Genomic DNA, 23,599 nt, shown 5'->3' with positions numbered 1-23,599 from the left:
TGTAGACCCGAAACCCGGTGATCTATCCATGGGCAGGTTGAAGGTTGAGTAACATCAACTGGAGGACCGAACCGACTTATGTTGAAAAATGAGCGGATGACTTGTGGATGGGGGTGAAAGGCCAATCAAACCGGGAGATATCTGGTTCTCCTCGAAAGCTATTTAGGTAGCGCCTCGTACGAATACCATTGGGGGTAGAGCACTGTTAAGGCTAGGGGGTCATCCCGACTTACCAACCCTTTGCAAACTCCGAATACCAATGAGTACTATACGGGAGACACACGGCGGGTGCTAACGTCCGTCGTGAAAAGGGAAACAACCCAGACCATCAGCTAAGGTCCCAAAGTTATTGCTAAGTGGGAAACGATGTGGGAAGGCTTAGACAGCTAGGATGTTGGCTTAGAAGCAGCCATCATTTAAAGAAAGCGTAATAGCTCACTAGTCGAGTCGGCCTGCGCGGAAGATTTAACGGGGCTAAGCAATACACCGAAGCTATGGGTTTGCTAGTTTACTAGCAAGCGGTAGAGGAGCGTTCTGTAAGCCGTTGAAGGCGAAGGGGTAACCCACGCTGGAGGTATCAGAAGTGCGAATGCTGACATGAGTAACGATAAAGGGAGTGAAAAACTCCCTCGCCGAAAGACCAAGGGTTCCTGTCCAATGTTAATCAGGGCAGGGTGAGTCGACCCCTAAGGCGAGGCCGAAAGGCGTAGTCGATGGGAAACGGGTTAATATTCCCGTACTTCTGCTAACTGCGATGGAGAGACGGAGAAGGCTAGGCTAGCGCGGCGTTGGTTGTCCGCGTTTAAGACTGTAGGCTGTTCACTTAGGCAAATCCGGGTGAACATTAAGGCTGAGAGTTGATGACGAGGTCCTAAGGGACTGAAGTAGTTGATGCCATGCTTCCAGGAAAATCTTCTAAGCTTCAGGTTAGCAGGAATCGTACCCCAAACCGACACAGGTGGTTGGGTAGAGAATACCAAGGCGCTTGAGAGAACTCGGCTGAAGGAACTAGGCAAAATGGTACCGTAACTTCGGGAGAAGGTACGCTCCCGACGGTGATGAGACTTGCTCTCTAAGCTGTTGGGAGTCGCAGATACCAGGTGGCTGCAACTGTTTATCAAAAACACAGTACTGTGCAAACTCGCAAGAGGAAGTATACGGTATGACGCCTGCCCGGTGCCGGAAGGTTAATTGATTGGGTTATCTTCGGAGAAGCTCATGATCGAAGCCCCGGTAAACGGCGGCCGTAACTATAACGGTCCTAAGGTAGCGAAATTCCTTGTCGGGTAAGTTCCGACCTGCACGAATGGCGTAATGATGGCCACGCTGTCTCCAGCCGAGACTCAGTGAAGTTGAAATTGCGGTGAAGATGCCGTATACCCGCGGCTAGACGGAAAGACCCCGTGCACCTTTACTATAGCTTGGCACTGAACATTGAACCTACATGTGTAGGATAGGTGGGAGACTTTGAAGATGGGACGCTAGTTCTGTTGGAGTCAACCTTGAAATACCACCCTTGTAGCTTTGATGTTCTAACTCAGGTCCCTGAATCGGGATTGAGGACAGTGCCTGGTGGGTAGTTTGACTGGGGCGGTCTCCTCCCAAAGAGTAACGGAGGAGCACGAAGGTTGGCTAAGTACGGTCGGACATCGTACGGTTAGTGCAATGGCATAAGCCAGCTTAACTGCGAGACATACACGTCGAGCAGGTACGAAAGTAGGTCATAGTGATCCGGTGGTTCTGAATGGAAGGGCCATCGCTCAACGGATAAAAGGTACGCCGGGGATAACAGGCTGATACCGCCCAAGAGTTCATATCGACGGCGGTGTTTGGCACCTCGATGTCGGCTCATCACATCCTGGGGCTGAAGTCGGTCCCAAGGGTATGGCTGTTCGCCATTTAAAGTGGTACGCGAGCTGGGTTCAGAACGTCGTGAGACAGTTCGGTCCCTATCTGCCGTGGGCGTTGGATGATTGAAGGAAGCTGCTCCTAGTACGAGAGGACCGGAGTGGACGAACCGCTGGTGTTCGGGTTGTTATGCCAATAGCATTGCCCGGTAGCTACGTTCGGAATCGATAACCGCTGAAAGCATCTAAGCGGGAAGCGAGTCCTAAGATGAGTCATCCCTAGGAATTTAATTCCTCTAAAGAGCCGTTCGAGACTAGGACGTTGATAGGCAGGGTGTGTAAGCGTTGTGAGGCGTTGAGCTAACCTGTACTAATGACTCGTGAGGCTTAACCATACAACCCATATGGGTTTTGTATGAAGCTAGTGTGATTACTTCAAAAGAATACAGTACTTGATTTTAGTGTGACTCAACTTATTTAAGAGCTATTTAGAAGATTCTAGATAGACAGCTTTCTAAATTTTACCAAATTAGTCTGGAAACCATAGCATTGTGGCCCCACCTGATCCCATCCCGAACTCAGAAGTGAAACGCAATCGCGCCGATGGTAGTGTGGGGTCTCCCCATGTGAGAGTAGGTCATTTCCAGGCGCCTATTTAGTTTTCACTTTCTAGAAAGTGAAGACAAAGTCTACTGATAGTGACATATCAGAGACTATAAAGAATTTAGTGAAATGCTTCGGCAATTTGCTAAAGGAGCGGTAGTTCAGTTGGTTAGAATACCGGCCTGTCACGCCGGGGGTCGCGGGTTCGAGTCCCGTCCGCTCCGCCAACACAAAGACGAAAGCCTCTGCAGCAATGCAGAGGCTTTTTTCGTTTAGGAATTAAAGATGTCGCGGCCGTCCCGTCCAACAGCATCAATGCTTAACAGCCCAGTTCGGCATCCATGCCTCTCGTTTATAAGCACATGATTACGCATATTTATCCGGGGTGGCTTTTGATAAGAGCACGTCCAACAGTATCCCTGCTTAAGATCCCGGCTCGTTATCCATGACTCACGCTGATAAGCCCATGACTACATCACATTCACCGACCAACATTACGATAAGCCTTAACATCAATGTTAGGTTTTTCTCGTTTGTGGCAAATAAATGAGCCAGCACTCTGGACCGTCTATGATCTTCGTGAGATTAGTTTTAGAGTACTTTTTAGTACCGCTTAAGCTATAAAGAGTGTTCAATTTTATGACTTCAAGTAAGTGCACAGGTAATTTGATATTTGTGAATCGACCTGGTGATTATTTTCCTTACTCTAAATACGCTACAATACCTCTTTTGCCATAAAACCACAGACTATGTCAGTTAAACCTAATTACTCGTTAAAACCCTATAATACGTTCGGTGTCGACTACGCCTGTAGTGAATTGATATCGGTAGAGACGAAAAGTGAACTAATAAGAATATGCTCAAAGCTTTTTGCCGAGGATAAGCCTTATTTGGTATTGGGTGGCGGCAGTAATATTTTGTTAACTGAAAACTATCTGGGTACCGTTGTTCAGGTTTGTTCGAAAGGAATCGTGTGTCATGAAGATGACGAGTTTTACTATCTAAGTGTGGAAGCCGGTGAAGAGTGGCATCAATTAGTTGAGTACTGTTTAGCTACAGCGATGCCAGGGCTCGAAAATCTGGCATTGATCCCTGGGACAGTCGGGGCAGCTCCAATTCAAAATATCGGTGCTTATGGAGTCGAATTTATGGATGTCTGCGACTGGGTTGAATTTCTCGATCTTCGTGATGGTGCATTAACACGTTATAAGCAGGAAGAGTGTCAGTTTGGTTATCGTGAATCCATTTTTAAGGGGGCTTTAAAGGGGATTTCAGTTATCACAGGTGTCGGAATTAAGTTAGCCAAAAAATGGCGACCTAACCTGTCATATGGTCCTCTAAAGCGCTTTGAAAACACAGGTGTTACCCCTAAGGAGATCTTTGACTGTATCTGCAGTACCCGTAATGAAAAACTTCCCGATCCAAGGCTGATAGGAAATGCAGGTAGTTTTTTTAAAAACCCCATTATCTCGTTTTCGAAATTCCAAGAGTTGATTGGAAAACACCCGTCGCTTGTTGGTTATCCTTTGCCTGATGGTTTTGTCAAATTAGCGGCAGGCTGGTTAATTGATAATGCCGGCTTAAAGGGGGCATCTGTTGGTGATGCGGCTGTTCATGAGCAACAAGCTTTGGTATTAATTAATCGAGGGCAGGCTAGCGGTAAAGATATTCTTAAGCTCGCATTAAAAGTTATAGAGACAATTAAAATACAATTTGGTGTGACTCTAGAAGCCGAACCTAGAGTCATAGGAGCTTATGGAGAAAAGGAGTTAATTGATGATTGAACAATGGGAAAGAAAACGCGCCATCATAGCGACGCTTAACTCCGGAGGCTTTGTGTCTGGTGAGGTCTTGGCCAAGCAAGCTGGAATATCAAGAACTGCGATTGGTAAACACATTTCCGCGTTAGAAGAGTACGGCGTCGAAATCTATAGTGTTAAAGGTAAGGGCTACAAACTTGCTAATACTATTTCACTCATAGATGAAAAGAAATTAACATCAGCAATTAATCAACGTTGTTTTTATTTCGATGAAATCTCGAGCACTAATGCATTTTTCCTTAAGAACGTCGATGAGCTTAACTCTGGTGATATCTGTGTAACAGAATATCAATCGGCCGGCAGAGGAAGACGTGGAAGAACTTGGGTTTCTCCCTATGGATGCCACCTTTATTGTTCAATGTACTGGAACTTATCTCAAGGAATGGCGCAGGCGGCGGGCTTAAGTCTTGTCGTTGCCTGTTCTTTAGTAAAGACATTGGAGTCCTTCAAAATCGAGGGCCTAGGTGTCAAGTGGCCTAATGACATCTACCTTAATGAAAGGAAACTTGCCGGCGTATTGATAGAGATGAATGGGCAGGCGGATAGCCATTGTCACTTGGTCATAGGGATCGGGATAAATGTTTCGATGTCTGAAGCTCAGGGTGAGAAGATTGATCAACCATGGAGTGACTTGTCACTTCAGAACCCAAGTCTGAATAAGACAGATTTGATGGTGGCCCTACAGAAACAACTACATCAAGACCTGATCGAATTCGAATCTCATGGTATGAAAGTCTTCTTACCAAGGTGGCAAGAGATAGATATCTTTTATGGTAAAGAGGTCAAGTTATTGATGGGAGAAAATCAAGTGCTTGGTATCTGTCGCGGAATCGATGAGACTGGAGCTATTCTGCTCGATACAAATAATGGGTTAGAAGCCTTTGTTGGCGGTGAAATCAGTCTAAGAAGCGCTGTCTAGCGCTTCTGGCAATTTATTACTTTCGCAATAAAACTTGACTCATTAAGTGATCGTATCCTTTTTGCAGGATCAGATGTGCACGATCGCGAGTGGGCTCGATGTTTAATTTTAAATTGGGTCCGTTAATACTGTCCCAAATATTGGCAGCAATTGTTTTTGCTTCGTTATCGGCCAAGTTTGAATAGTGATGAAAATAAGACTTTTCATCACTGAAAGCACCACCACGAAATTGTAAAAATCGGTCGATATACCATTTCTTCAGTAATTGTTCCTCTGCATCGACATAGATAGAGAAGTCGACAAAATCTGATACGAACGGTTGTTGAATTCCTACCGCCGAATCCTGTCCCGATTGTAAAACATTCAATCCCTCTATGATTAGGATATCTGGCTGTTCAATGGCTTGGTAATCACTTTTAATTCGGTCGTAGCTGATATGCGAATAAAGTGGCGATTTGACGTGTTCATTTCCCGCTTTGACATTGGAAATGAATTCAACCAGCATCTTCATATCGTAACTTTCAGGGAAGCCTTTTCTCTGCAATAAACCGCGACGCTTGAGTTCAGCTAGCGGATAAAGGAATCCATCGGTGGTGACGAGATCGACTCTTGGGTGCTCAGGCCACTGGCTGAGTAGTGCCTGAAGAATACGAGCAGTCGTGCTCTTACCAACCGCAACACTGCCAGCGATACTTATAATGTAAGGGCGCTTGGGGGGCTTTCGACCTAAGAACTCGTTGAGTACTAAACCTCGTTTTTGCTTTGCACCCACAATTAGGTTGAGTAAACGGCTGAGTGGGAGATAGATATCGGTGACCTCAGTCAAAGACAGTTTCTCATTTATACCTCTAAGATCAGCAAGTTCAGGCTCGTTGAGTGTTAGAGGTACCGATTCCCTTAATTCTGCCCACTGTGATCTGTTGAATCCCAGATATAGTGCATTGTGAATTGAATTTTCGGATGTCATTGGTTTTCTCCCTGTGAGGAGGCACAGTACACTAACAAATTATCTCGAACAATATTAAAGCTGACTTTCAGCGAGATGTTTATATAGACTTGGTTCGTGTGCTGTAAAAATAAACGCAAAGCTGTTTTTGTAACCGAAAAAGCAGATATTAATGCTTTTTTTCATTTTTTTTCGATTTAGCTATTGCACTCCGGCCGACATTTCCATAATATCCGCTACCGAAATGACACGCCGGCATAGCTCAGTTGGTAGAGCAACTGACTTGTAATCAGTAGGTCCCGAGTTCGACTCTTGGTGCCGGCACCATTTCTCTGGAGGGGTTCCCGAGTGGCCAAAGGGATCAGATTGTAAATCTGACGGCTCAGCCTTCGAAGGTTCGAATCCTTCTCCCTCCACCATTTTCTAGGTAGTTAGGTAACCTGAAGTAGGTTGCGCGGATGTCGTATAATGGTATTACTCCAGCCTTCCAAGCTGATAACGCGGGTTCGATTCCCGCCATCCGCTCCAATTTTCGCTGACAGTGCTCTGACTTGATGAGCACGCCCTAAAGGGTTAGGTTCAAAGATTCTGCCCTTCAGTGCCAGCCACTTTCAAACATCCTAATTACAGACAACAATAATTGATTCGATGACATTTATGCATCGGATTTTTTGTTATATGTAGGTTTCATCACCAAGATATCTGATTGGGGCAATACCATGGCTAAAGAAAAATTTGAACGTAATAAACCACATGTAAACGTGGGTACCATCGGTCACGTTGACCATGGTAAAACAACTCTAACTGCTGCTATCTCTTCAGTTTTAACGAAGACTTACGGTGGTGAAGTTAAAGATTTCGCACAGATCGATAACGCTCCAGAAGAGCGTGAGCGCGGTATTACAATTAATACTTCTCACATCGAATATGACACTCCTGCACGTCACTACGCACACGTAGATTGTCCTGGTCACGCCGATTATGTTAAAACATGATCACTGGTGCTGCACAGATGGACGGTGCGATTCTAGTAGTTGCTTCTACAGATGGTCCAATGCCACAAACACGTGAGCACATCCTGCTTTCACGTCAGGTTGGCGTACCATTCATTATCGTATTCATGAACAAATGTGACATGGTTGACGATGAAGAGCTTCTTGAGCTTGTAGAAATGGAAGTTCGTGAACTTCTTTCTGAATATGATTTCCCAGGTGATGACCTACCAGTTATCCAAGGTTCTGCGCTTAAAGCCCTTGAAGGCGAGCCAGAGTGGGAAGCTAAGATCCTTGAGCTTGCTGAAGCTCTAGATACTTACATTCCAGAGCCAGAGCGTGCTATCGATGGTGCATTCATTCTTCCAATCGAAGATGTTTTCTCAATCTCAGGCCGTGGTACAGTTGTTACCGGTCGTGTAGAGCGCGGTATCATCAAAGTTGGTGAAGAAGTAGAAATCGTTGGTATCAAAGATACAACTAAGACTACTTGTACTGGTGTTGAAATGTTCCGTAAGCTTCTTGACGAAGGTCGTGCTGGCGAGAACTGTGGTGTTCTTCTACGTGGTACTAAGCGTGAAGATGTTGAGCGTGGTCAGGTTCTTGCTGCTCCTGGTTCAATCACTCCACACACAACTTTCAAGTCAGAAATCTACGTTCTGTCAAAAGAAGAAGGTGGACGTCACACTCCATTCTTCAAAGGCTACCGTCCACAGTTCTACTTCCGTACAACTGACGTAACCGGTACTATCGAATTGCCAGAAGGCGTTGAGATGGTAATGCCTGGTGACAACGTTGCTATGACTGTTACACTAATCTGCCCAATCGCGATGGACGAAGGTTTACGCTTCGCTATCCGTGAAGGTGGCCGTACAGTAGGTGCTGGTGTTGTAGCTGAGATTGTTGCTTAATAGCGACTAATCTGAGAAGACACTAAAGAAAAGGAAGCTTCGGCTTCCTTTTTTTGTTTTTTTATATGCTATGTTGATCCAAGGTCGCTAGTGTTCTTGCTTCGTAGCCGGAATAAGAATACAATCTATGGCCGATTTTTGACCCTCTGAGCTTACGTTAGGTGTTTAGAGTAGCAAGTTGGATTTTAATGGGTTGATGAATTTGCAGAAATTCAAACAGCCGATCACAAGCTCAGGTCGTAGTGAGTAACGGAATTAACCGATGACAACAAATACTGAAAGCCAGGGTAACTCTCTGGATATTGTAAAGTGGGCCCTAGTCGTTATCTTATTGGCTGCCGCCATTATCGGCAATCAGATGTATAGCGAAACCAGTGTGTTGGTTCGTGCAATAGGTGTAGTAGTAGCTTTCGTTATTGCAGGATTTATTGCGCTTCAAACTGAGAAAGGTAAGCAAGCGCTTGCTTTTGCTCGTGAAGCACAAATTGAAGTACGTAAGGTAGTTTGGCCTACGCGTCAAGAAGCGCTTAATACAACATTTATTGTATTAGCCGCGACCGGTATTCTTGCGTTGATCCTTTGGGGTATGGACGCAGTATTGCTGAGAATTGTCAATTTTATTACAGGCGTATAGGCACTTCGTATGACTGAAGCAACTGAAGCTAAAAAAAGATGGTATGTAGTCCAGGCATTTTCTGGTTATGAAGGTCGTGTGCTTAAGACTCTGAATGAATACATTCAGATGCACAACATGGAACACTACTTTGGCGAAATTCTTGTTCCGACTGAAGAAGTCGTCGAGATGAGAGCCGGTCAGCGCCGTAAGAGTGAGCGTAAATTCTTCCCGGGCTATGTATTAGTCCAGATGGAAATGAATGACGAAAGTTGGCATCTGGTGAAGAGCATCCCACGTGTGATGGGCTTCATCGGTGGTACTTCAGATCGTCCTGCTCCAATCTCTGACAAAGAAGCTGACGCGATCCTTCAGCGTCTTGAAGAGACTGTTGAGTCTCCGACTCATCGCGTTATGTTTGAGCCTGGTGAAGTCGTTCGTGTTACTGACGGCCCATTTGCTGACTTCAATGGTACCGTTGAAGAGGTCGATTATGAGAAGAACCGCGTTAAGGTTTCTGTCATGATCTTCGGTCGTTCGACTCCGGTTGAGCTAGACTTCGGTCAGATCGAAAAAAGCTGATTAATTTAAATACAAAAAGTATTTGGACTGGGTGCTGATTTGTTGTAAAATCCGCACCCATTATTTTCGGGGAGCTAACTGGCATGTTGTCGGTGGCGTTTGAACCCATACTGAGGAAATACTCATGGCTAAGAAAGTTGATGGTTACATCAAACTACAAGTAGCAGCCGGTGCTGCAAACCCGTCGCCACCAGTCGGCCCTGCATTGGGTCAGAAAGGTGTTAACATCATGGAATTCTGTAAAGCATTCAATGCTCGTACTGAAAAGTTCGAGAAAGGCATGCCAATTCCAGTTGTTATCACTGTATATACTGATCGCTCTTTCACTTTTGAAACTAAGACGCCACCTGCATCTTTCCTACTGCTTAAAGCAGCAGGTCTGAAATCAGGTTCAGGTCGTCCTAACACTGAAAAAGTGGGAACTATCAAGCGTAGCGCTGTTCAGGAAATTGCTGAAACTAAAGCTACTGATATGACTGGTGCTGATATTGAAGCGATGACTCGCTCAATTGAAGGTACTGCGCGTTCAATGGGTTTGGTAGTAGAGGATTAATATAATGGCAAAGCTAACTAAACGCGCTCGCTTGATTCGCGAAAAAGTAGAAGTAACTAAAAACTACGACATCAATGAAGCTGTTGCACTACTTAAGGAACTAGCTACTGCTAAGTTCGTTGAGAGTGTTGATGTAGCGGTTAACCTAGGTGTTGACCCACGTAAATCTGACCAAAACGTTCGTGGCGCTACAGTGCTACCACACGGTACAGGTCGTGACGTTCGCGTTGCTGTGTTTACACAAGGCGCTAACGCTGAAGCTGCTACTGCTGCTGGTGCAGAACTTGTCGGAATGGACGAGCTTGCTGCACAAGTTAAAGCTGGTGAAATGAACTTCGACGTAGTTATTGCTTCTCCTGATGCAATGCGCGTAGTTGGTCAGCTAGGTCAAATCTTAGGCCCACGTGGTCTAATGCCTAACCCTAAGACTGGCACTGTAACACCAAACGTTGCTGAAGCTGTTAAGAATGCGAAAGCTGGTCAGGTTCGCTACCGTACTGATAAGAACGGTATCATCCACACTACTATCGGTAAAGTGGACTTCGAAGCTGCTCAAATTAAAGAAAACTTGGAAGCACTGATTGGAGCACTAGTGAAAGCTAAGCCTGCTGCAGCTAAAGGTGTTTTCTTGAAGAAAGTTAGCATCTCTACCACTATGGGTGCAGGTGTTGCTGTTGACCAGAGTACTCTGGACGACGCTAAGTAATTTTACAAAGCTCGCACATTAGTCTATAATGCGCGCACTTTGTGGGTTGGGGCCTATCATTTAACCTTTTGGGTAAATGTATAGGCTTCCGTCCAAGACCGTAGGTGTCGACTATAAAGTTAACTTAATTTCCTACGTAGACGGTGTCGGACCCCAGATAGATTTTGTTCTGCTGGATATACGCACCGTAAGTCGTTAACCATGAATTTGGTTAGCATGGTAATTGCTAGGGATTTCCCTAGATAGAATCCAGGAGTAAAGCCAATGGCATTAAGACTCGAAGACAAACAAGCGATTGTTGCTGAAGTCAACGAAGCTGCCAAAGGTGCTTTATCTGCAGTTGTTGCCGATTCACGCGGTGTAACTGTAGGTGAAATGACCGGTCTGCGTAAAGCAGCTCGCGAAGCAGGAGTGTACATCAGAGTTGTACGTAACACTCTAGTTAAGCGCGCTGTTGAAGGTACTGATTTTGAGTGCCTTAACGAGACGTTTACTGGTCCTACTTTAATTGCATTCTCTAACGAGCACCCAGGTGCTGCAGCGCGTCTTCTTAAAGATTTCGCCGCTGACCAAGAGAAATTTGCAATTAAAGCAGCAGCCTTTGAAGGGGAATTAATCCCTGCAGCCGATATAGATCGCTTAGCGAAACTGCCAACATACGACGAAGCAATAGCTCAGTTGATGATGACAATGAAAGAAGCATCTGCTGGCAAGCTGGTACGTACACTGGCCGCCCTTCGCGATCAAAAAGAAGAAGCAGCTTAAGTTTATACTTAGCCGCTTAAATTCAGAACAATAGGAATTTTTTGTTATGTCTATCACTAAAGACGATATCTTAAACGCTGTTGCAGAAATGTCTGTAATGGAAGTTGTTGCACTAATCGAAGCAATGGAAGAGAAGTTCGGCGTATCTGCCGCTGCTGCTGTTGTTGCTGGCGGTGCTGAAGGCGGTGCTGCTGCTGCTGAGCAAACTGAATTTGACGTCATGATGACTTCATTCGGTGAGAACAAAGTTAAAGTAATTAAAGCTCTTCGTGGCGCTACAGGTCTTGGCCTGAAAGAAGCTAAAGCTATGGCTGAATCTGCTCCAGTAGCAGTTAAAGAAGCTATCACTAAAGAAGAAGCTGAAGCTCTTAAGACTGACCTTGAAGAAGCTGGTGCTTCTGTAGAGATCAAGTAAGTTATAATTTAACTTACTAAGCCCGAGTAATCGGGTGAAGGCTGGCGGTTTTTTAACCGTCGGCCTTTTTTGCGCTGTAAGCGTAGGCGATTTTTTTTTCACCGTTTGTCGCCAGATTATGCAGTTCCTGACAGAGATTACTGGTTAGGTTCTTGCCATCAACGGTGATGGGCAAACGTGCTGTTTCAATCAAATGATTGGTTCAGTCTTGGTCACATCTCGCAATCAGAGGAAACCCATGGTTTACTCCTATTCTGAAAAGAAGCGTATTCGCAAAGACTTTGGTAAACGTCCACAAGTTTTGGATATTCCTTATCTTTTGTCTATACAGTTGGACTCATTCAAGAAGTTCACCGATCAAGATCCTACCGGTGAGCGTGGTTTTGAGGCCGCTTTCCGTAGCGTTTTTCCCATCAAAAGCTTTTCTGGTAACTCAGAGCTACAGTATGTTAGCTATAAGTTAGGTGAGCCTGTTTTTGATGTGAAAGAGTGTCAAATTCGCGGTGTTACATATTCCGCACCACTGCGCGTTAAATTGCGTATGGTGTTGTATGACCGTGAAGCGGCACCTGGCACAGTTAAAGACATTAAAGAACAAGAAGTCTACATGGGTGATATTCCCATGATGACTGACAACGGTACCTTTGTTATCAATGGTACTGAGCGTGTTATTGTATCTCAGTTACACCGTTCACCTGGTGTTTTCTTCGATCATGACCGCGGCAAGACCCACTCATCTGGTAAGGTGCTTTATAACGCACGTATTATTCCTTACCGTGGTTCTTGGTTAGATTTTGAATTCGATCCTAAAGATGCTCTGTTTGTTCGTATTGACCGTCGTCGTAAACTAGCGGCTTCTATCATTTTACGTGCATTAGACTATTCTACTCAGGATATTTTGGATCTGTTCTTCGATCGCGTTAATTTTAAGATCAAGAAAGATTCATTAGTGATGGATCTAGTTGCAGAGCGCCTACGTGGTGAGACTGCTAGCTACGATATCAAAGATTCTGAAGGTAGCATTCTTGTTGAGAAAGGACGTCGTATTACTGCACGTCATATTCGTCAGCTAGAAAAGACTAATACTACAGAACTTGAAGTACCGGTTGATTACATCTCTGGTAAGATCTCTGGTCAGGATTACATCGATCCGGATACGGGTGAAGTGTTAGTTTCAGCGAACGCTGAGATAAGCCTTGAAGATCTAGCTAAATTATCACTGGCTGGCATTAAAGAGATAAGCACACTGTATATCAACGAGCTTGATAACGGTGCTTACATGTCAGATACGCTACGTATCGATTCTACGACTAACCGCTTAGAAGCATTAGTTGAGATCTACCGTATGATGCGTCCTGGTGAGCCACCAACCAAAGATGCTGCCGAAGCCCTATTCCAGAACTTGTTCTTCAGTGAAGAGCGTTATGACCTATCTAAAGTTGGTCGTATGAAGTTCAACCGTCGTTTAAGCATTGATGACGACGAAGGTACAGGCATCCTATCTAAGGAAGATATCGTTGCTGTTATGAAAAACATCATCACTATCCGTAATGGTAATGATGAAGTTGATGATATCGATCACTTGGGTAACCGTCGTATCCGTAGTGTTGGTGAAATGGCTGAAAACCAATTCCGTGTAGGTCTAGTTCGTGTTGAACGTGCCGTACGTGAGCGTTTAAGCCTTGGTGATCTTAACGAGCTAATGCCTCAAGATTTGATCAACGCTAAGCCAATCTCTGCAGCAGTTAAGGAGTTCTTCGGATCTTCACAACTGTCTCAGTTTATGGATCAAAACAACCCACTTTCAGAAGTGACTCACAAGCGCCGTATTTCGGCTCTTGGTCCAGGTGGTTTGACTCGTGAACGTGCTGGTTTCGAAGTTCGAGATGTACACCCAACTCACTACGGTCGTTTATGTCCAATTGAGACCCCTGAAGGTCCAAACATTGGTCTAATTAACTCGTTAGCAAGTTTTGCACGTACAAACTCTTACGGCTTCCTTGAAACACCTTACCGCAAGGTTATTGATGGTGTTGTGACTGATCAGGTCGATTACCTGTCAGCGATCGAAGAAGGTCGTTATGTTATCGCACAGGCTATCGTCGACTTAGATGCTGACGGTCGCATGATGGACGAGCTCATCGCTTGTCGTCATAAAGGTGATTCAACCTTTATGGGTGCTGGTGACATTCAATATATGGATGTATCGCCGCAGCAGATCATTTCAGTTGCAGCGTCACTGATTCCGTTCCTAGAACACGATGATGCTAACCGTGCCTTGATGGGTGCGAACATGCAACGTCAAGCCGTACCAACACTAAAAGCTGATAAGCCATTAGTCGGTACAGGTATTGAGCGTACATTGGCAGTAGATTCAGGTGTTGTTGTTGCTGCTAAACGTGGCGGTTATGTCGATTATGTCGACGCTAGCCGTATCGTTGTTAAGGTTAACGAATCTGAGCTTACTCCTGGTGAAGCTGGTATCGACATCTACAACTTGACTAAATACACGCGTTCTAACCAGAACACCTGTATTAACCAACGTCCTTGTTGTTCGATGGGTGATCCGGTTGTTCGTGGTGACGTTTTAGCCGATGGCCCATCTACCGATTTAGGTGATTTGGCTCTTGGTCAGAACATGCGTATCGCGTTCATGCCTTGGAATGGTTACAACTTCGAGGATTCAATCCTTATCTCTGAGCGTGTAGCTATGGAAGATCGTTTCACGACTATCCATATTCAGGAGCTTTCATGTATCGCTCGTGATACTAAGCTAGGTAGTGAAGAGATCACAGCCGATATTCCAAACGTTGGTGAGTCTGCGCTTTCTAAGCTGGATGAATCAGGTATCGTTTACATCGGTGCTGAAGTTAAGGGTGGTGACATCCTAGTTGGTAAGGTAACACCTAAGGGTGAAACTCAACTGACTCCAGAAGAGAAACTACTCCGTGCTATTTTCGGTGAGAAGGCCTCTGACGTTAAAGACAGTTCACTTCGCGTACCTAACTCAGTTAAAGGTACTATCATCGACGTCCAGGTATTTACCCGTGACGGCGTTGAGAAAGATAAGCGTGCTGTTGAAATTGAAGAGATGCATGTCGGTCAGGCTAAGAAAGATTTGAGCGAAGAGTTCCAGATCCTCGAAGAGGGTGTTTATGGACGTGCCCGTAATCTTCTACTGAATGCAGGCTTTACCGAAGATCAGTTAGCGACTATTCCACGCTCACAGTTATTGGTTCAAACCATCGACGATGAAGCTAAGCAAACTGAACTTGAACAACTTGCCGAACAGCATGACGAACTAAAAGCAGATTTCGATAAGAAGTTTGAAATTAAGCGTCGTAAGATCACTCAAGGTGATGATTTAGCACCTGGCGTACTTAAGATTGTTAAGGTTTACCTTGCAGTTAAACGTACTATCCAGCCTGGTGATAAGATGGCTGGTCGTCACGGTAACAAGGGTGTTATCTCTAAGATTAACCCTGTTGAAGACATGCCTTACGATGAGAACGGTAACCCAATCGACATCGTTCTGAACCCACTAGGTGTACCATCTCGTATGAACATCGGTCAGGTTCTAGAGGTGCACATGGGTGCTGCTGCTAAAGGTATCGGTGATCGCATCACTGCTATGCTGGAAGAGCAACGCGAACTAGCAGAGCTTCGTGGCTACATCAAAGAAGTATATGAGTTAGGTGAAGAAGTGCAGCAGCGCGTCGACATCGATTCGTTTACCGATGATGAAGTATTGCGTCTTGCTAAGAACCTTAAGGGTGGTGTCCCAACTGCTACGCCTGCATTCGATGGTGCAAAAGAGAAAGAAATTAAGGAAATGCTGGCACTTGCTGGTCTTCCAACTTCTGGACAGCGCCGTTTGTTTGATGGTCGTACGGGTGATGAGTTTGAGCGTCAGGTAACTGTAGGTTACATGTATATGCTTAAGCTGAACCACTTGGTTGACGATAAGATGCATGCTCGTTCTACGGGTTCATACAGTCTTGTTACTCAGCAACCATTGGGTGGTAAAGCTCAGTTTGGTGGTCAGCGTTTCGGTGAGATGGAAGTTTGGGCACTAGAAGCATACGGTGCCGCATATACGCTTCAGGAAATGCTCACTGTTAAATCTGATGACGTTAACGGTCGTACTCATATGTATAAAAACATTGTCGACGGTAACCACCAGATGCAACCAGGTATGCCAGAGTCCTTCAATGTACTATTGAAGGAGATCCGTTCACTCGGTATTAATATCGAGTTGGATCAAGACTAAATCTAGGTTTATCTAGTTTGGCAATAAATTGGTGCTCCGCTCAAACGGGGCACCCGGTTTAACTCCTTCAGGAGAGAAACGTGAAAGACTTATTAAAGTTTCTGAAACAGCAAAGCAAGACCGAAGAGTTTAACGGCATTAAGATTGGCCTAGCGTCGCCAGATCTAATCCGTTCTTGGTCATTTGGTGAAGTTAAGAAGCCAGAAACCATTAACTACCGTACCTTTAAGCCTGAGCGTGAAGGCTTATTCTGTGCGCGTATTTTTGGTCCAGTAAAAGATTACGAATGTTTATGCGGTAAGTATAAGCGTCTTAAGCACCGTGGTGTGATCTGTGAAAAGTGTGGCGTTGAAGTTACACAGACTAAAGTACGTCGTGAGCGTATGGGTCACATCGATCTCGCTAGCCCAGTAGCCCATATCTGGTTCTTGAAGTCACTGCCGTCTCGTATCGGTTTGATGCTGGATATGACTCTGCGTGACATCGAACGCGTTCTTTACTTCGAATCTTTCGTTGTAATCGAGCCTGGCATGACCAGCCTTGAGCGCGGCCAGATGTTGACAGAAGAAAACTACCTGGATGCACTCGAAGAGTACGGTGATGAGTTTGAAGCCAAGATGGGTGCTGAAGCAGTTCTAGAATTGCTACGCGCTATCGAGCTTGAAAAAGAGATTGAGATGATGCGCGAAGAGTTGCCATCAATCAACTCTGAGACTCGTCGTAAGAAGATCACTAAGCGTCTTAAGCTTGTTGAGGCATTCTTCCAATCGGGCAACAAGCCTGAGTGGATGATCCTTAAAGTCTTGCCGGTTCTTCCACCAGATCTACGTCCACTAGTTCCACTGGATGGCGGTCGTTTTGCTACGTCTGATCTGAACGATCTTTATCGTCGTGTGATCAACCGTAACAACCGTCTTAAGCGTCTGTTAGATCTAGCTGCGCCAGATATCATCGTACGTAACGAAAAGCGTATGTTGCAAGAATCTGTCGATGCGCTATTAGATAACGGTCGTCGTGGTCGTGCAATTACGGGTTCTAACAAGCGTCCGCTTAAATCTTTGGCCGATATGATCAAAGGTAAGCAAGGTCGTTTCCGTCAGAACTTGCTAGGTAAGCGTGTGGATTATTCTGGTCGTTCGGTAATTACCGTAGGTCCAACACTTCGCTTACATCAGTGTGGTCTTCCTAAGAAGATGGCACTCGAGCTATTTAAGCCTTTCATCTATGGCAAGCTAGAAGGTCGTGGTCTTGCTACTACGATTAAAGCTGCTAAGAAGATGGTTGAGCGTGAAGTACCTGAAGTTTGGGATGTTCTTGACGATGTTATTCGTGAACACCCTGTAATGCTCAACCGTGCGCCAACACTGCACAGACTGGGTATTCAAGCGTTTGAGCCTGTATTGATTGAAGGTAAAGCTATTCAGCTTCATCCTTTGGTTTGTGCGGCCTACAACGCCGACTTCGATGGTGACCAAATGGCTGTACACGTGCCGCTAACGCTGGAAGCTCAGCTAGAAGCACGTTCGCTTATGATGTCAACCAACAACATCCTTTCGCCAGCAAACGGCGAGCCGGTTATCACACCGTCACAGGACGTTGTATTAGGTCTGTATTACACCAGCCGTGAGTGCGTTAACGGCAAAGGCGAAGGCATGGTGTTTGAATCAGTCGATGAAGTCGAAAAGGCTTACCGTACTAAGTTCGCAGCAATCCATGCTCGCGTAAAAGTACGTATCACTGAAACTAATATCGATGAAAATGGTGAGCGTTCAGAATCTCGTCGTATCGTTGATACAACGGTTGGTCGTGCACTGCTTTCTCGCATTCTGCCGAAAGGGTTGTCATATGATCTGGTTAACCAGAACATGGGCAAAAAGCAGATCTCTAAGCTGTTGAACACTTGTTACCGTCAACTAGGTCTTAAAGATACCGTTATCTTTGCAGATCAATTGATGTATGCCGGTTTCCATTATGCGACTGTATCGGGTGCCTCTGTAGGTATCAATGATATGGTTATTCCAGATGAGAAGTACACTCTGGTTGCCGATGCCGAGGCTGAAGTTCTTGAAATTCAAGAGCAGTTCCAATCGGGTCTGGTTACCGCCGGTGAGCGCTATAACAAGGTCATCGATATCTGGGCAAGTGCGAACGAGAAAGTCTCTAAGGCCATGATGGAAAACCTGTCTTCTGAGACAGTGATTAACCGTGAAGGTGTGCCTGAGAAGCAAGAGTCATTCAACAGCATCTATATGATGGCAGACTCGGGCGCTCGTGGTAGTGCTGCACAGATTCGTCAGTTAGCGGGTATGCGTGGTCTGATGGCTAAGCCGGATGGCTCAATCATCGAAACACCGATTGTAGCTAACTTCCGTGAAGGTCTAAACGTATCTCAGTACTTTATCTCTACTCACGGTGCGCGTAAGGGTCTTGCCGATACGGCACTTAAGACAGCTAACTCGGGTTACTTGACTCGTCGTCTTGTAGACGTTGCACAGGATCTTGTAGTTATCGAAGATGACTGTGGCACCTTCGAAGGTCTGACAATGAAGCCTCTCATCGAGGGTGGTGATGTTGTTGAGCCATTGCGTGAGCGTGTACTTGGTCGTGTTGTTGCTATCGATGTGATGTATCCAGGTACTGAGAAGGTACTTGCACCTCGTAACACTCTGCTTGATGAAGCTTGGTGTGACTTGTTGGAAGAACATTCAGTCGATGAGATGATCGTTCGTTCAGTTATCAGCTGTGATACAGACTTTGGTGTTTGTAAAGCCTGTTATGGTCGTGATTTGGCTCGTGGTCATATCATTAACCAAGGTGAAGCAATCGGTGTTGTTGCTGCTCAGTCAATTGGTGAGCCAGGAACACAGCTAACGATGCGTACCTTCCACATTGGTGGTGCGGCGTCTCGAGCTTCTGCTGAAAACAACGTTCAAGTTAAGAACGCTGGTACTGTTAAGCTGCATAATGCTAAGCACGTGACTAACAGCGAAGGCAAGTTAGTTATCGTTTCTCGTTCTTCTGAGATCGCCATTATTGACGAACTTGGTCGTGAGAAAGAGCGTTACAAGGTGCCATACGGTACTATTCTGGAAAAGCTTGAAGAAGCGTCTGTAGCGGCTGGCGAAATCATCGCTAACTGGGATCCACATACTCACCCAATTATTTCTGAAGTAGCGGGTAGTATTAAGTTCGTTGATATGCTTGATGGCGTCACTATGACACGTCAAACAGATGAGCTGACAGGTCTTTCTTCAATCGTGGTTATGGAAGTGGGTCAACGTCCTACTGCCGGTAAAGAGATGCGTCCAGCGATTCGTCTGGTTGGTGCCGATGGCAACGACTTGATGATCCCAGGAACAGAGGTTCCTGCGCAATACTTCTTACCAGCTAACGCGATTGTGAATCAAGATGATAATGCACCAATTAACGTTGGTGATGCATTAGCACGTATTCCGCAAGAATCGTCAAAGACCCGTGATATTACCGGTGGTCTACCTCGCGTTGCCGACTTGTTCGAAGCGCGTAAGCCAAAAGAGCCAGCTATTCTTGCTGAGTACTCAGGTACTATCTCGTTTGGTAAAGAGACTAAAGGTAAGCGTCGTCTTGTGATCACGCCTGCTGATGGTAGCGAAGCTTATGAAGAGATGATTCCTAAGTGGCGTAACCTGAATGTGTTCGAAGGTGAAAAAGTCGAACGCGGTGAGGTTATTGCTGATGGTGCTGAAGCAGCACATGACATCTTGCGTCTACGTGGCATTCATAAGGTTGCTAACTACATCGTTAATGAAGTTCAAGACGTATATCGTCTACAGGGCGTAAAGATTAACGATAAGCATATCGAAGTGATTATTCGCCAGATGCTTCGTAAGTGTGAAATCACTAACGCTGGTGATAGTCAGTTCCTTGCTGGTGAACAGGCTGAAGTGTCTCGTGTTAAGATCGCAAACCGCGAACTTGAAGCGCAAGGCAAGCAACCTGCAACATTCGAACGTGAGCTTCTTGGTATTACCAAGGCGTCTCTGGCTACAGAGTCATTTATCTCTGCAGCATCGTTCCAGGAAACGACACGCGTACTGACCGAAGCGGCAGTAGGCGGTAAGAGTGATAAGCTACGCGGTCTTAAAGAGAACGTGATTGTTGGTCGTCTTATCCCTGCGGGTACTGGTTATTCATATCACCAGAAACGTAATGCAGCAGCTGCAGCCGGTACAACTACCGAAGCGGCACCTGCAATTAGCGCAAGTGAAGCGGAACAGAACCTGGCAGATCTTCTAAATCTTGCCGGAAGTTCAGATTAATTTCGTGCTAAAACGTAAATAGGATGTTAAAAAGGCGCCTTTGGCGCCTTTTTTTTACTTATTATCGGTTAAAAGTTGTCTATTTCTTGACAGAATGGCATTACCTTTCTAAAATTTCGCGTCCCACACCTGTGGGATATAGATTTTTCACACCTTACTGTTGAGTTTATCAACTGATTCGGAGCTATACATGGCAACTGTAAACCAGTTGGTACGTAAGCCACGCGCGCCAAAAGTCGACAAGACTAATGTGCCTGCGTTGGATGCGTGTCCACAAAAACGTGGTGTTTGTACTCGCGTATATACAACCACACCAAAAAAACCTAACTCTGCACTACGTAAAGTAGCTCGTGTGCGTCTAACTAACGGTTTCGAAGTTACTTCGTACATCGGCGGTGAAGGCCACAACCTGCAGGAACACAGTGTAATCCTAATCCGTGGTGGTCGTGTTAAAGACTTACCTGGTGTGCGTTACCACACTGTTCGTGGCGCTTTAGACTGTGCTGGCGTAAGTGAACGTCGTCAAGGTCGTTCTAAGTACGGAGCTAAGCGTCCTAAGTCTTAACGTTTTCCGTTAAGTAAGGCCAAGCTAGATTATATTGAGATTCCAGTTTTGGGGTCCCTGAAGCATACGGAGAAATTGTTATGCCAAGACGTCGCGTTGTAGGACAACGTAAAATCCTACCAGATCCAAAGTTTAATAGTGAGTTGTTGGCTAAGTTCATCAACGTCATTATGCAGGACGGCAAAAAGTCGACTGCAGAAAAGATTATCTACAAGGCACTTGATACCGCTTCTGAAAAGAAAAGCGAAGATCATTTAGTGATCCTTGAAGCAGCACTTGAAAATGTTCGCCCATCGGTCGAGGTTAAATCTCGTCGTGTTGGTGGTTCTACTTACCAAGTACCATGTGAAGTACGTCCAGTACGTCGTAATGCACTGGGCATGCGTTGGTTAGTTGAAGCTGCACGTAAGCGTGGTGAAAAATCTATGGCTCTACGTCTAGCCGGTGAATTGCTAGACGCTTCAGATAACAAAGGTACTGCTGTTAAGAAGCGCGAAGACGTGCATCGTATGGCAGAAGCAAACAAAGCGTTTGCTCATTACCGCTGGTAATCTGATGGAGCTGGCATTTGCCAGCTCCATATTCTACATCTCTAAGGCATTTGCCTTAGTTAAGAGGGTTTAAACGTGGCTCGTACAACTCCGATTGAGCGCTACCGAAATATTGGTATTTGTGCTCATGTTGACGCAGGAAAAACCACAACAACAGAACGAGTTCTGTTCTACACTGGTGTATCTCATAAGATCGGTGAAGTTCATAATGGCGCAGCTACTATGGACTGGATGGAGCAGGAGCAGGAGCGTGGTATAACCATTACTTCTGCGGCAACAACTACGTTCTGGCGCGGTATGGAAGCACAGTTCGCTGAGCACCGTATCAACATCATCGATACGCCTGGCCACGTTGACTTCACTATTGAAGTTGAACGTTCGCTACGTGTTCTTGATGGCGCAGTTGTTGTGTTCTGTGGTTCATCGGGTGTTGAACCACAATCTGAGACTGTTTGGCGTCAAGCTGATAAATATCATGTGCCACGTATTGTATTCGTCAATAAGATGGATCGAGCGGGTGCTGATTTTGGAAGTGTTGTCGAGCAGATCCGTAACCGTCTGGGAGCGACTTGTGTACCGATTCATCTGAATATTGGTGCAGAAGAGGAGTTTAAAGGTGTTATCGACCTGATTAAGATGAAGGCCATAAACTGGTCTGAAGTTGATCAAGGTGCGACCTTTACCTATGAAGATATTCCTGCTGAGCTAGCCGATAAAGCAGCCGAAATGCGTGAATATCTCGTTGAAGAAGCAGCTGAAGCCTCTGATGAGCTGATGGATAAATACCTTGAAGAAGGTGAACTATCAGAAGAAGAGATTAAATCAGCACTTCGTAAACGGACTCTAGCTAACGAAATCGTACTTGCTACCTGTGGTTCTGCATTCAAGAACAAAGGTGTGCAAGCGGTTCTCGATGCTGTTATTGATTACTTGCCATCTCCTGTCGAAGTGCCTGCAATTAAAGGTATCGACGAGAAAGATCAAGAGACAGATCGTCCTGCGGACGATAATGCGCCTTTTTCTGCGTTGGCATTTAAAATTGCGACAGACCCGTTTGTTGGAACTTTGACCTTTATGCGCGTTTATTCGGGCGTATTGGAAACTGGTTCCGGCGTTTATAATTCGGTTAAGCAGAAGCGGGAACGTATCGGTCGTATGGTGCAGATGCACGCAAACGATCGCCAAGAGATCAAAGAGGTACGTGCTGGTGACATCGCGGCTGCAATTGGTCTTAAGGACGTGACTACCGGAGATACACTTTGCGATCCAGATCATAAAGTTATCCTGGAACGTATGGAGTTCCCTGAGCCTGTAATTACGATTGCTGTTGAACCAAGATCTCAAGCCGATGAGCAGAAAATGGGAATTGCGTTGCAAAAACTTGCAGCAGAAGATCCCTCTTTCCGTGTCGAAACTGATCCAGAATCAGGTCAGACACTTATCTCTGGCATGGGTGAGCTACACTTAGATATTATCGTTGACCGTATGCGTCGCGAATTTAGTGTCGAGTGTAACGTAGGTAAACCTCAAGTAGCTTATCGTGAGACTATTCGCTCTAGTGTAGAAGTCGAAGGTAAATTTGTACGCCAGTCAGGCGGACGTGGCCAATTTGGTCATGTTTGGTTGAAACTGGAACCTCAAGAAGAGGGCTTCGGGTACGAGTTTGTCAACGAGATTGTTGGTGGTGTTGTTCCAAGAGAATACATACCTGCAGTAGATAAAGGTATTCAAGAGCAGATGAAGAGCGGCGTTTTAGCTGGCTTCCCTCTCTTAGACGTGAAGGTTACACTTTATGACGGTTCATATCATGATGTGGATTCGAATGAAATGGCCTTTAAAGTTGCTGGTTCAATGGGCTTTAAGAAGGGTGCTCTAGAAGCAGACCCTGTACTGTTAGAACCATGCATGAAAGTCGAAGTCACAACACCTGAAGATTATATGGGTGATGTGGTCGGAGACTTGAACCGTCGTCGTGGATTGATCGAAGGTATGGATGACGGCATTGCCGGTGTCAAGCTCGTTCACGCGACTGTACCTTTATCTGAAATGTTTGGTTACGCAACAGATTTGCGCAGCGCATCTCAGGGGCGCGCTTCATACTCTATGGAGTTTTTGAAGTACTCTGATGCACCGCAAAACATTGCTAAAGCGATTATGGAAGCTCGTGGCTAATAGCCCGGCTTGCCATATTTGTATAAATTAATTGCTATTGCTCGGTTATAGCCGAGCATTTCTGAAAAGAA

Annotated in this window: 15 protein-coding genes, 4 tRNA genes, 2 rRNA genes and 1 pseudogene (1 of these 22 running past the window's edge); 20 read left to right on the top strand and 2 right to left on the bottom strand. The window is 45.5% G+C overall.

Annotated features, from left to right (window positions below):
- The 5 genes from SSED_RS22620 to birA form a co-directional block, all read left to right on the top strand.
- Positions 1-2,242: ribosomal RNA gene (locus SSED_RS22620) — 23S ribosomal RNA — on the top strand; it begins 654 nt to the left of the window's first position.
- Positions 2,243-2,380: 138 nt separating this feature from the next.
- Positions 2,381-2,496: ribosomal RNA gene (gene rrf, locus SSED_RS22615) — 5S ribosomal RNA — on the top strand.
- A 104-nt stretch (positions 2,497-2,600) separates the two neighbouring features.
- Positions 2,601-2,677, top strand: a tRNA-Asp gene (locus tag SSED_RS22610).
- 522 nt (positions 2,678-3,199) lie between these two features.
- The gene (murB, locus tag SSED_RS22605; protein WP_012144664.1) at positions 3,200-4,234 is read left to right on the top strand and encodes a UDP-N-acetylmuramate dehydrogenase; all 1,035 of its coding nucleotides are present in this window, start codon (positions 3,200-3,202) and stop codon (positions 4,232-4,234) included.
- Positions 4,227-5,189, top strand: a complete 963-nt coding sequence (gene birA / locus SSED_RS22600; RefSeq protein ID WP_012144663.1) for a bifunctional biotin--[acetyl-CoA-carboxylase] ligase/biotin operon repressor BirA — start codon at positions 4,227-4,229, stop codon at positions 5,187-5,189. The genes murB and birA overlap by 8 nt, the downstream gene beginning before the upstream one ends.
- A 16-nt stretch (positions 5,190-5,205) precedes the next feature.
- Here birA and coaA read toward each other — a convergent pair whose 3' ends face one another.
- Positions 5,206-6,156 (bottom strand): type I pantothenate kinase, encoded by a 951-nt coding sequence (gene coaA / locus SSED_RS22595; protein ID WP_012144662.1) that lies wholly within the window; start codon positions 6,154-6,156, stop codon positions 5,206-5,208.
- A gap of 230 nt (positions 6,157-6,386) precedes the next feature.
- On the opposite strand from coaA, the gene SSED_RS22590 reads away from it, so the two are divergent.
- The 10 genes and pseudogenes from SSED_RS22590 to rplL all read left to right on the top strand — a co-directional run bounded on the left by SSED_RS22590 (position 6,387) and on the right by rplL (position 11,672).
- Positions 6,387-6,462, top strand: a tRNA-Thr gene (locus tag SSED_RS22590).
- A gap of 7 nt (positions 6,463-6,469) precedes the next feature.
- Positions 6,470-6,554 (top strand) — tRNA-Tyr (locus tag SSED_RS22585).
- A gap of 35 nt (positions 6,555-6,589) precedes the next feature.
- Positions 6,590-6,663 (top strand) — tRNA-Gly (locus SSED_RS22580).
- 191 nt (positions 6,664-6,854) lie between these two features.
- Positions 6,855-8,038 (top strand): annotated as a pseudogene (gene tuf / locus SSED_RS22575) (elongation factor Tu).
- 262 nt (positions 8,039-8,300) lie between these two features.
- On the top strand, positions 8,301-8,672 hold the full coding sequence (secE, locus tag SSED_RS22570; protein ID WP_012144661.1) for a preprotein translocase subunit SecE: 372 nt from the start codon (positions 8,301-8,303) through the stop codon (positions 8,670-8,672).
- Between the two features lie 9 nt (positions 8,673-8,681).
- Entirely contained in the window at positions 8,682-9,233 is a 552-nt protein-coding gene (nusG, locus tag SSED_RS22565) for a transcription termination/antitermination protein NusG (RefSeq protein WP_012144660.1), read from the top strand.
- Between the two features lie 124 nt (positions 9,234-9,357).
- The gene (rplK, locus tag SSED_RS22560; RefSeq protein ID WP_012144659.1) at positions 9,358-9,786 is read left to right on the top strand and encodes a 50S ribosomal protein L11; all 429 of its coding nucleotides are present in this window, start codon (positions 9,358-9,360) and stop codon (positions 9,784-9,786) included.
- Between the two features lie 4 nt (positions 9,787-9,790).
- A complete protein-coding gene (gene rplA, locus SSED_RS22555; protein ID WP_012144658.1) occupies positions 9,791-10,492 on the top strand; it encodes a 50S ribosomal protein L1 in 702 nt (233 codons plus the stop codon).
- 264 nt (positions 10,493-10,756) lie between these two features.
- Complete coding sequence (gene rplJ / locus SSED_RS22550; RefSeq protein WP_012144657.1) at positions 10,757-11,257, top strand: 50S ribosomal protein L10; 501 nt, start codon at positions 10,757-10,759, stop codon at positions 11,255-11,257.
- 46 nt (positions 11,258-11,303) lie between these two features.
- Positions 11,304-11,672 (top strand): 50S ribosomal protein L7/L12, encoded by a 369-nt coding sequence (gene rplL, locus SSED_RS22545; protein ID WP_012144656.1) that lies wholly within the window; start codon positions 11,304-11,306, stop codon positions 11,670-11,672.
- 52 nt (positions 11,673-11,724) lie between these two features.
- Here rplL and SSED_RS24890 read toward each other — a convergent pair whose 3' ends face one another.
- Positions 11,725-11,865 carry a hypothetical protein gene (locus tag SSED_RS24890; protein WP_185817696.1) on the bottom strand — a complete coding sequence of 47 codons (141 nt, stop codon included), beginning with the start codon at positions 11,863-11,865 and terminating at the stop codon, positions 11,725-11,727.
- 45 nt (positions 11,866-11,910) lie between these two features.
- Between SSED_RS24890 and rpoB the strand changes: the two genes are divergently transcribed.
- The 5 genes from rpoB to fusA all read left to right on the top strand — a co-directional run bounded on the left by rpoB (position 11,911) and on the right by fusA (position 23,528).
- Entirely contained in the window at positions 11,911-15,942 is a 4,032-nt protein-coding gene (gene rpoB, locus SSED_RS22540) for a DNA-directed RNA polymerase subunit beta (protein WP_012144655.1), read from the top strand.
- Between the two features lie 80 nt (positions 15,943-16,022).
- Entirely contained in the window at positions 16,023-20,240 is a 4,218-nt protein-coding gene (gene rpoC / locus SSED_RS22535; protein WP_012144654.1) for a DNA-directed RNA polymerase subunit beta', read from the top strand.
- 190 nt (positions 20,241-20,430) lie between these two features.
- A complete protein-coding gene (gene rpsL / locus SSED_RS22530; protein ID WP_012144653.1) occupies positions 20,431-20,805 on the top strand; it encodes a 30S ribosomal protein S12 in 375 nt (124 codons plus the stop codon).
- Between the two features lie 80 nt (positions 20,806-20,885).
- Positions 20,886-21,356, top strand: coding sequence for a 30S ribosomal protein S7 (gene rpsG, locus SSED_RS22525; RefSeq protein ID WP_012144652.1), 471 nt, complete (start codon positions 20,886-20,888; stop codon positions 21,354-21,356).
- Between the two features lie 75 nt (positions 21,357-21,431).
- On the top strand, positions 21,432-23,528 hold the full coding sequence (fusA, locus tag SSED_RS22520) for an elongation factor G (RefSeq protein WP_012144651.1): 2,097 nt from the start codon (positions 21,432-21,434) through the stop codon (positions 23,526-23,528).
- The last annotated feature ends 71 nt before the right edge of the window (positions 23,529-23,599 follow it).

The sequence above is a fragment of the Shewanella sediminis HAW-EB3 genome (assembly GCF_000018025.1).
Classification (GTDB): Bacteria; Pseudomonadota; Gammaproteobacteria; order Enterobacterales; family Shewanellaceae; genus Shewanella; species Shewanella sediminis.
Note: the sequence above shows the minus strand (reverse complement) of the source record. Positions and strands in the feature narration are given on the sequence as shown.

What these genes read in the sequence shown, in the direction of transcription:
- rplA (WP_012144658.1), top strand. Translation starts at nt 9,791, where the DNA reads ATGGCAAAGCTAACTAAACGCGCTCGCTTGATTCGCGAAAAAGTAGAA.
- rplK (WP_012144659.1), top strand. Translation starts at nt 9,358, where the DNA reads ATGGCTAAGAAAGTTGATGGTTACATCAAACTACAAGTAGCAGCCGGT.
- coaA (WP_012144662.1), bottom strand. Translation starts at nt 6,156, where the DNA reads ATGACATCCGAAAATTCAATTCACAATGCACTATATCTGGGATTCAAC.
- rpsG (WP_012144652.1), top strand. Translation starts at nt 20,886, where the DNA reads ATGCCAAGACGTCGCGTTGTAGGACAACGTAAAATCCTACCAGATCCA.
- rplJ (WP_012144657.1), top strand. Translation starts at nt 10,757, where the DNA reads ATGGCATTAAGACTCGAAGACAAACAAGCGATTGTTGCTGAAGTCAAC.
- rpsL (WP_012144653.1), top strand. Translation starts at nt 20,431, where the DNA reads ATGGCAACTGTAAACCAGTTGGTACGTAAGCCACGCGCGCCAAAAGTC.
- nusG (WP_012144660.1), top strand. Translation starts at nt 8,682, where the DNA reads ATGACTGAAGCAACTGAAGCTAAAAAAAGATGGTATGTAGTCCAGGCA.
- rpoB (WP_012144655.1), top strand. Translation starts at nt 11,911, where the DNA reads ATGGTTTACTCCTATTCTGAAAAGAAGCGTATTCGCAAAGACTTTGGT.
- secE (WP_012144661.1), top strand. Translation starts at nt 8,301, where the DNA reads ATGACAACAAATACTGAAAGCCAGGGTAACTCTCTGGATATTGTAAAG.
- murB (WP_012144664.1), top strand. Translation starts at nt 3,200, where the DNA reads ATGTCAGTTAAACCTAATTACTCGTTAAAACCCTATAATACGTTCGGT.
- rplL (WP_012144656.1), top strand. Translation starts at nt 11,304, where the DNA reads ATGTCTATCACTAAAGACGATATCTTAAACGCTGTTGCAGAAATGTCT.
- birA (WP_012144663.1), top strand. Translation starts at nt 4,227, where the DNA reads ATGATTGAACAATGGGAAAGAAAACGCGCCATCATAGCGACGCTTAAC.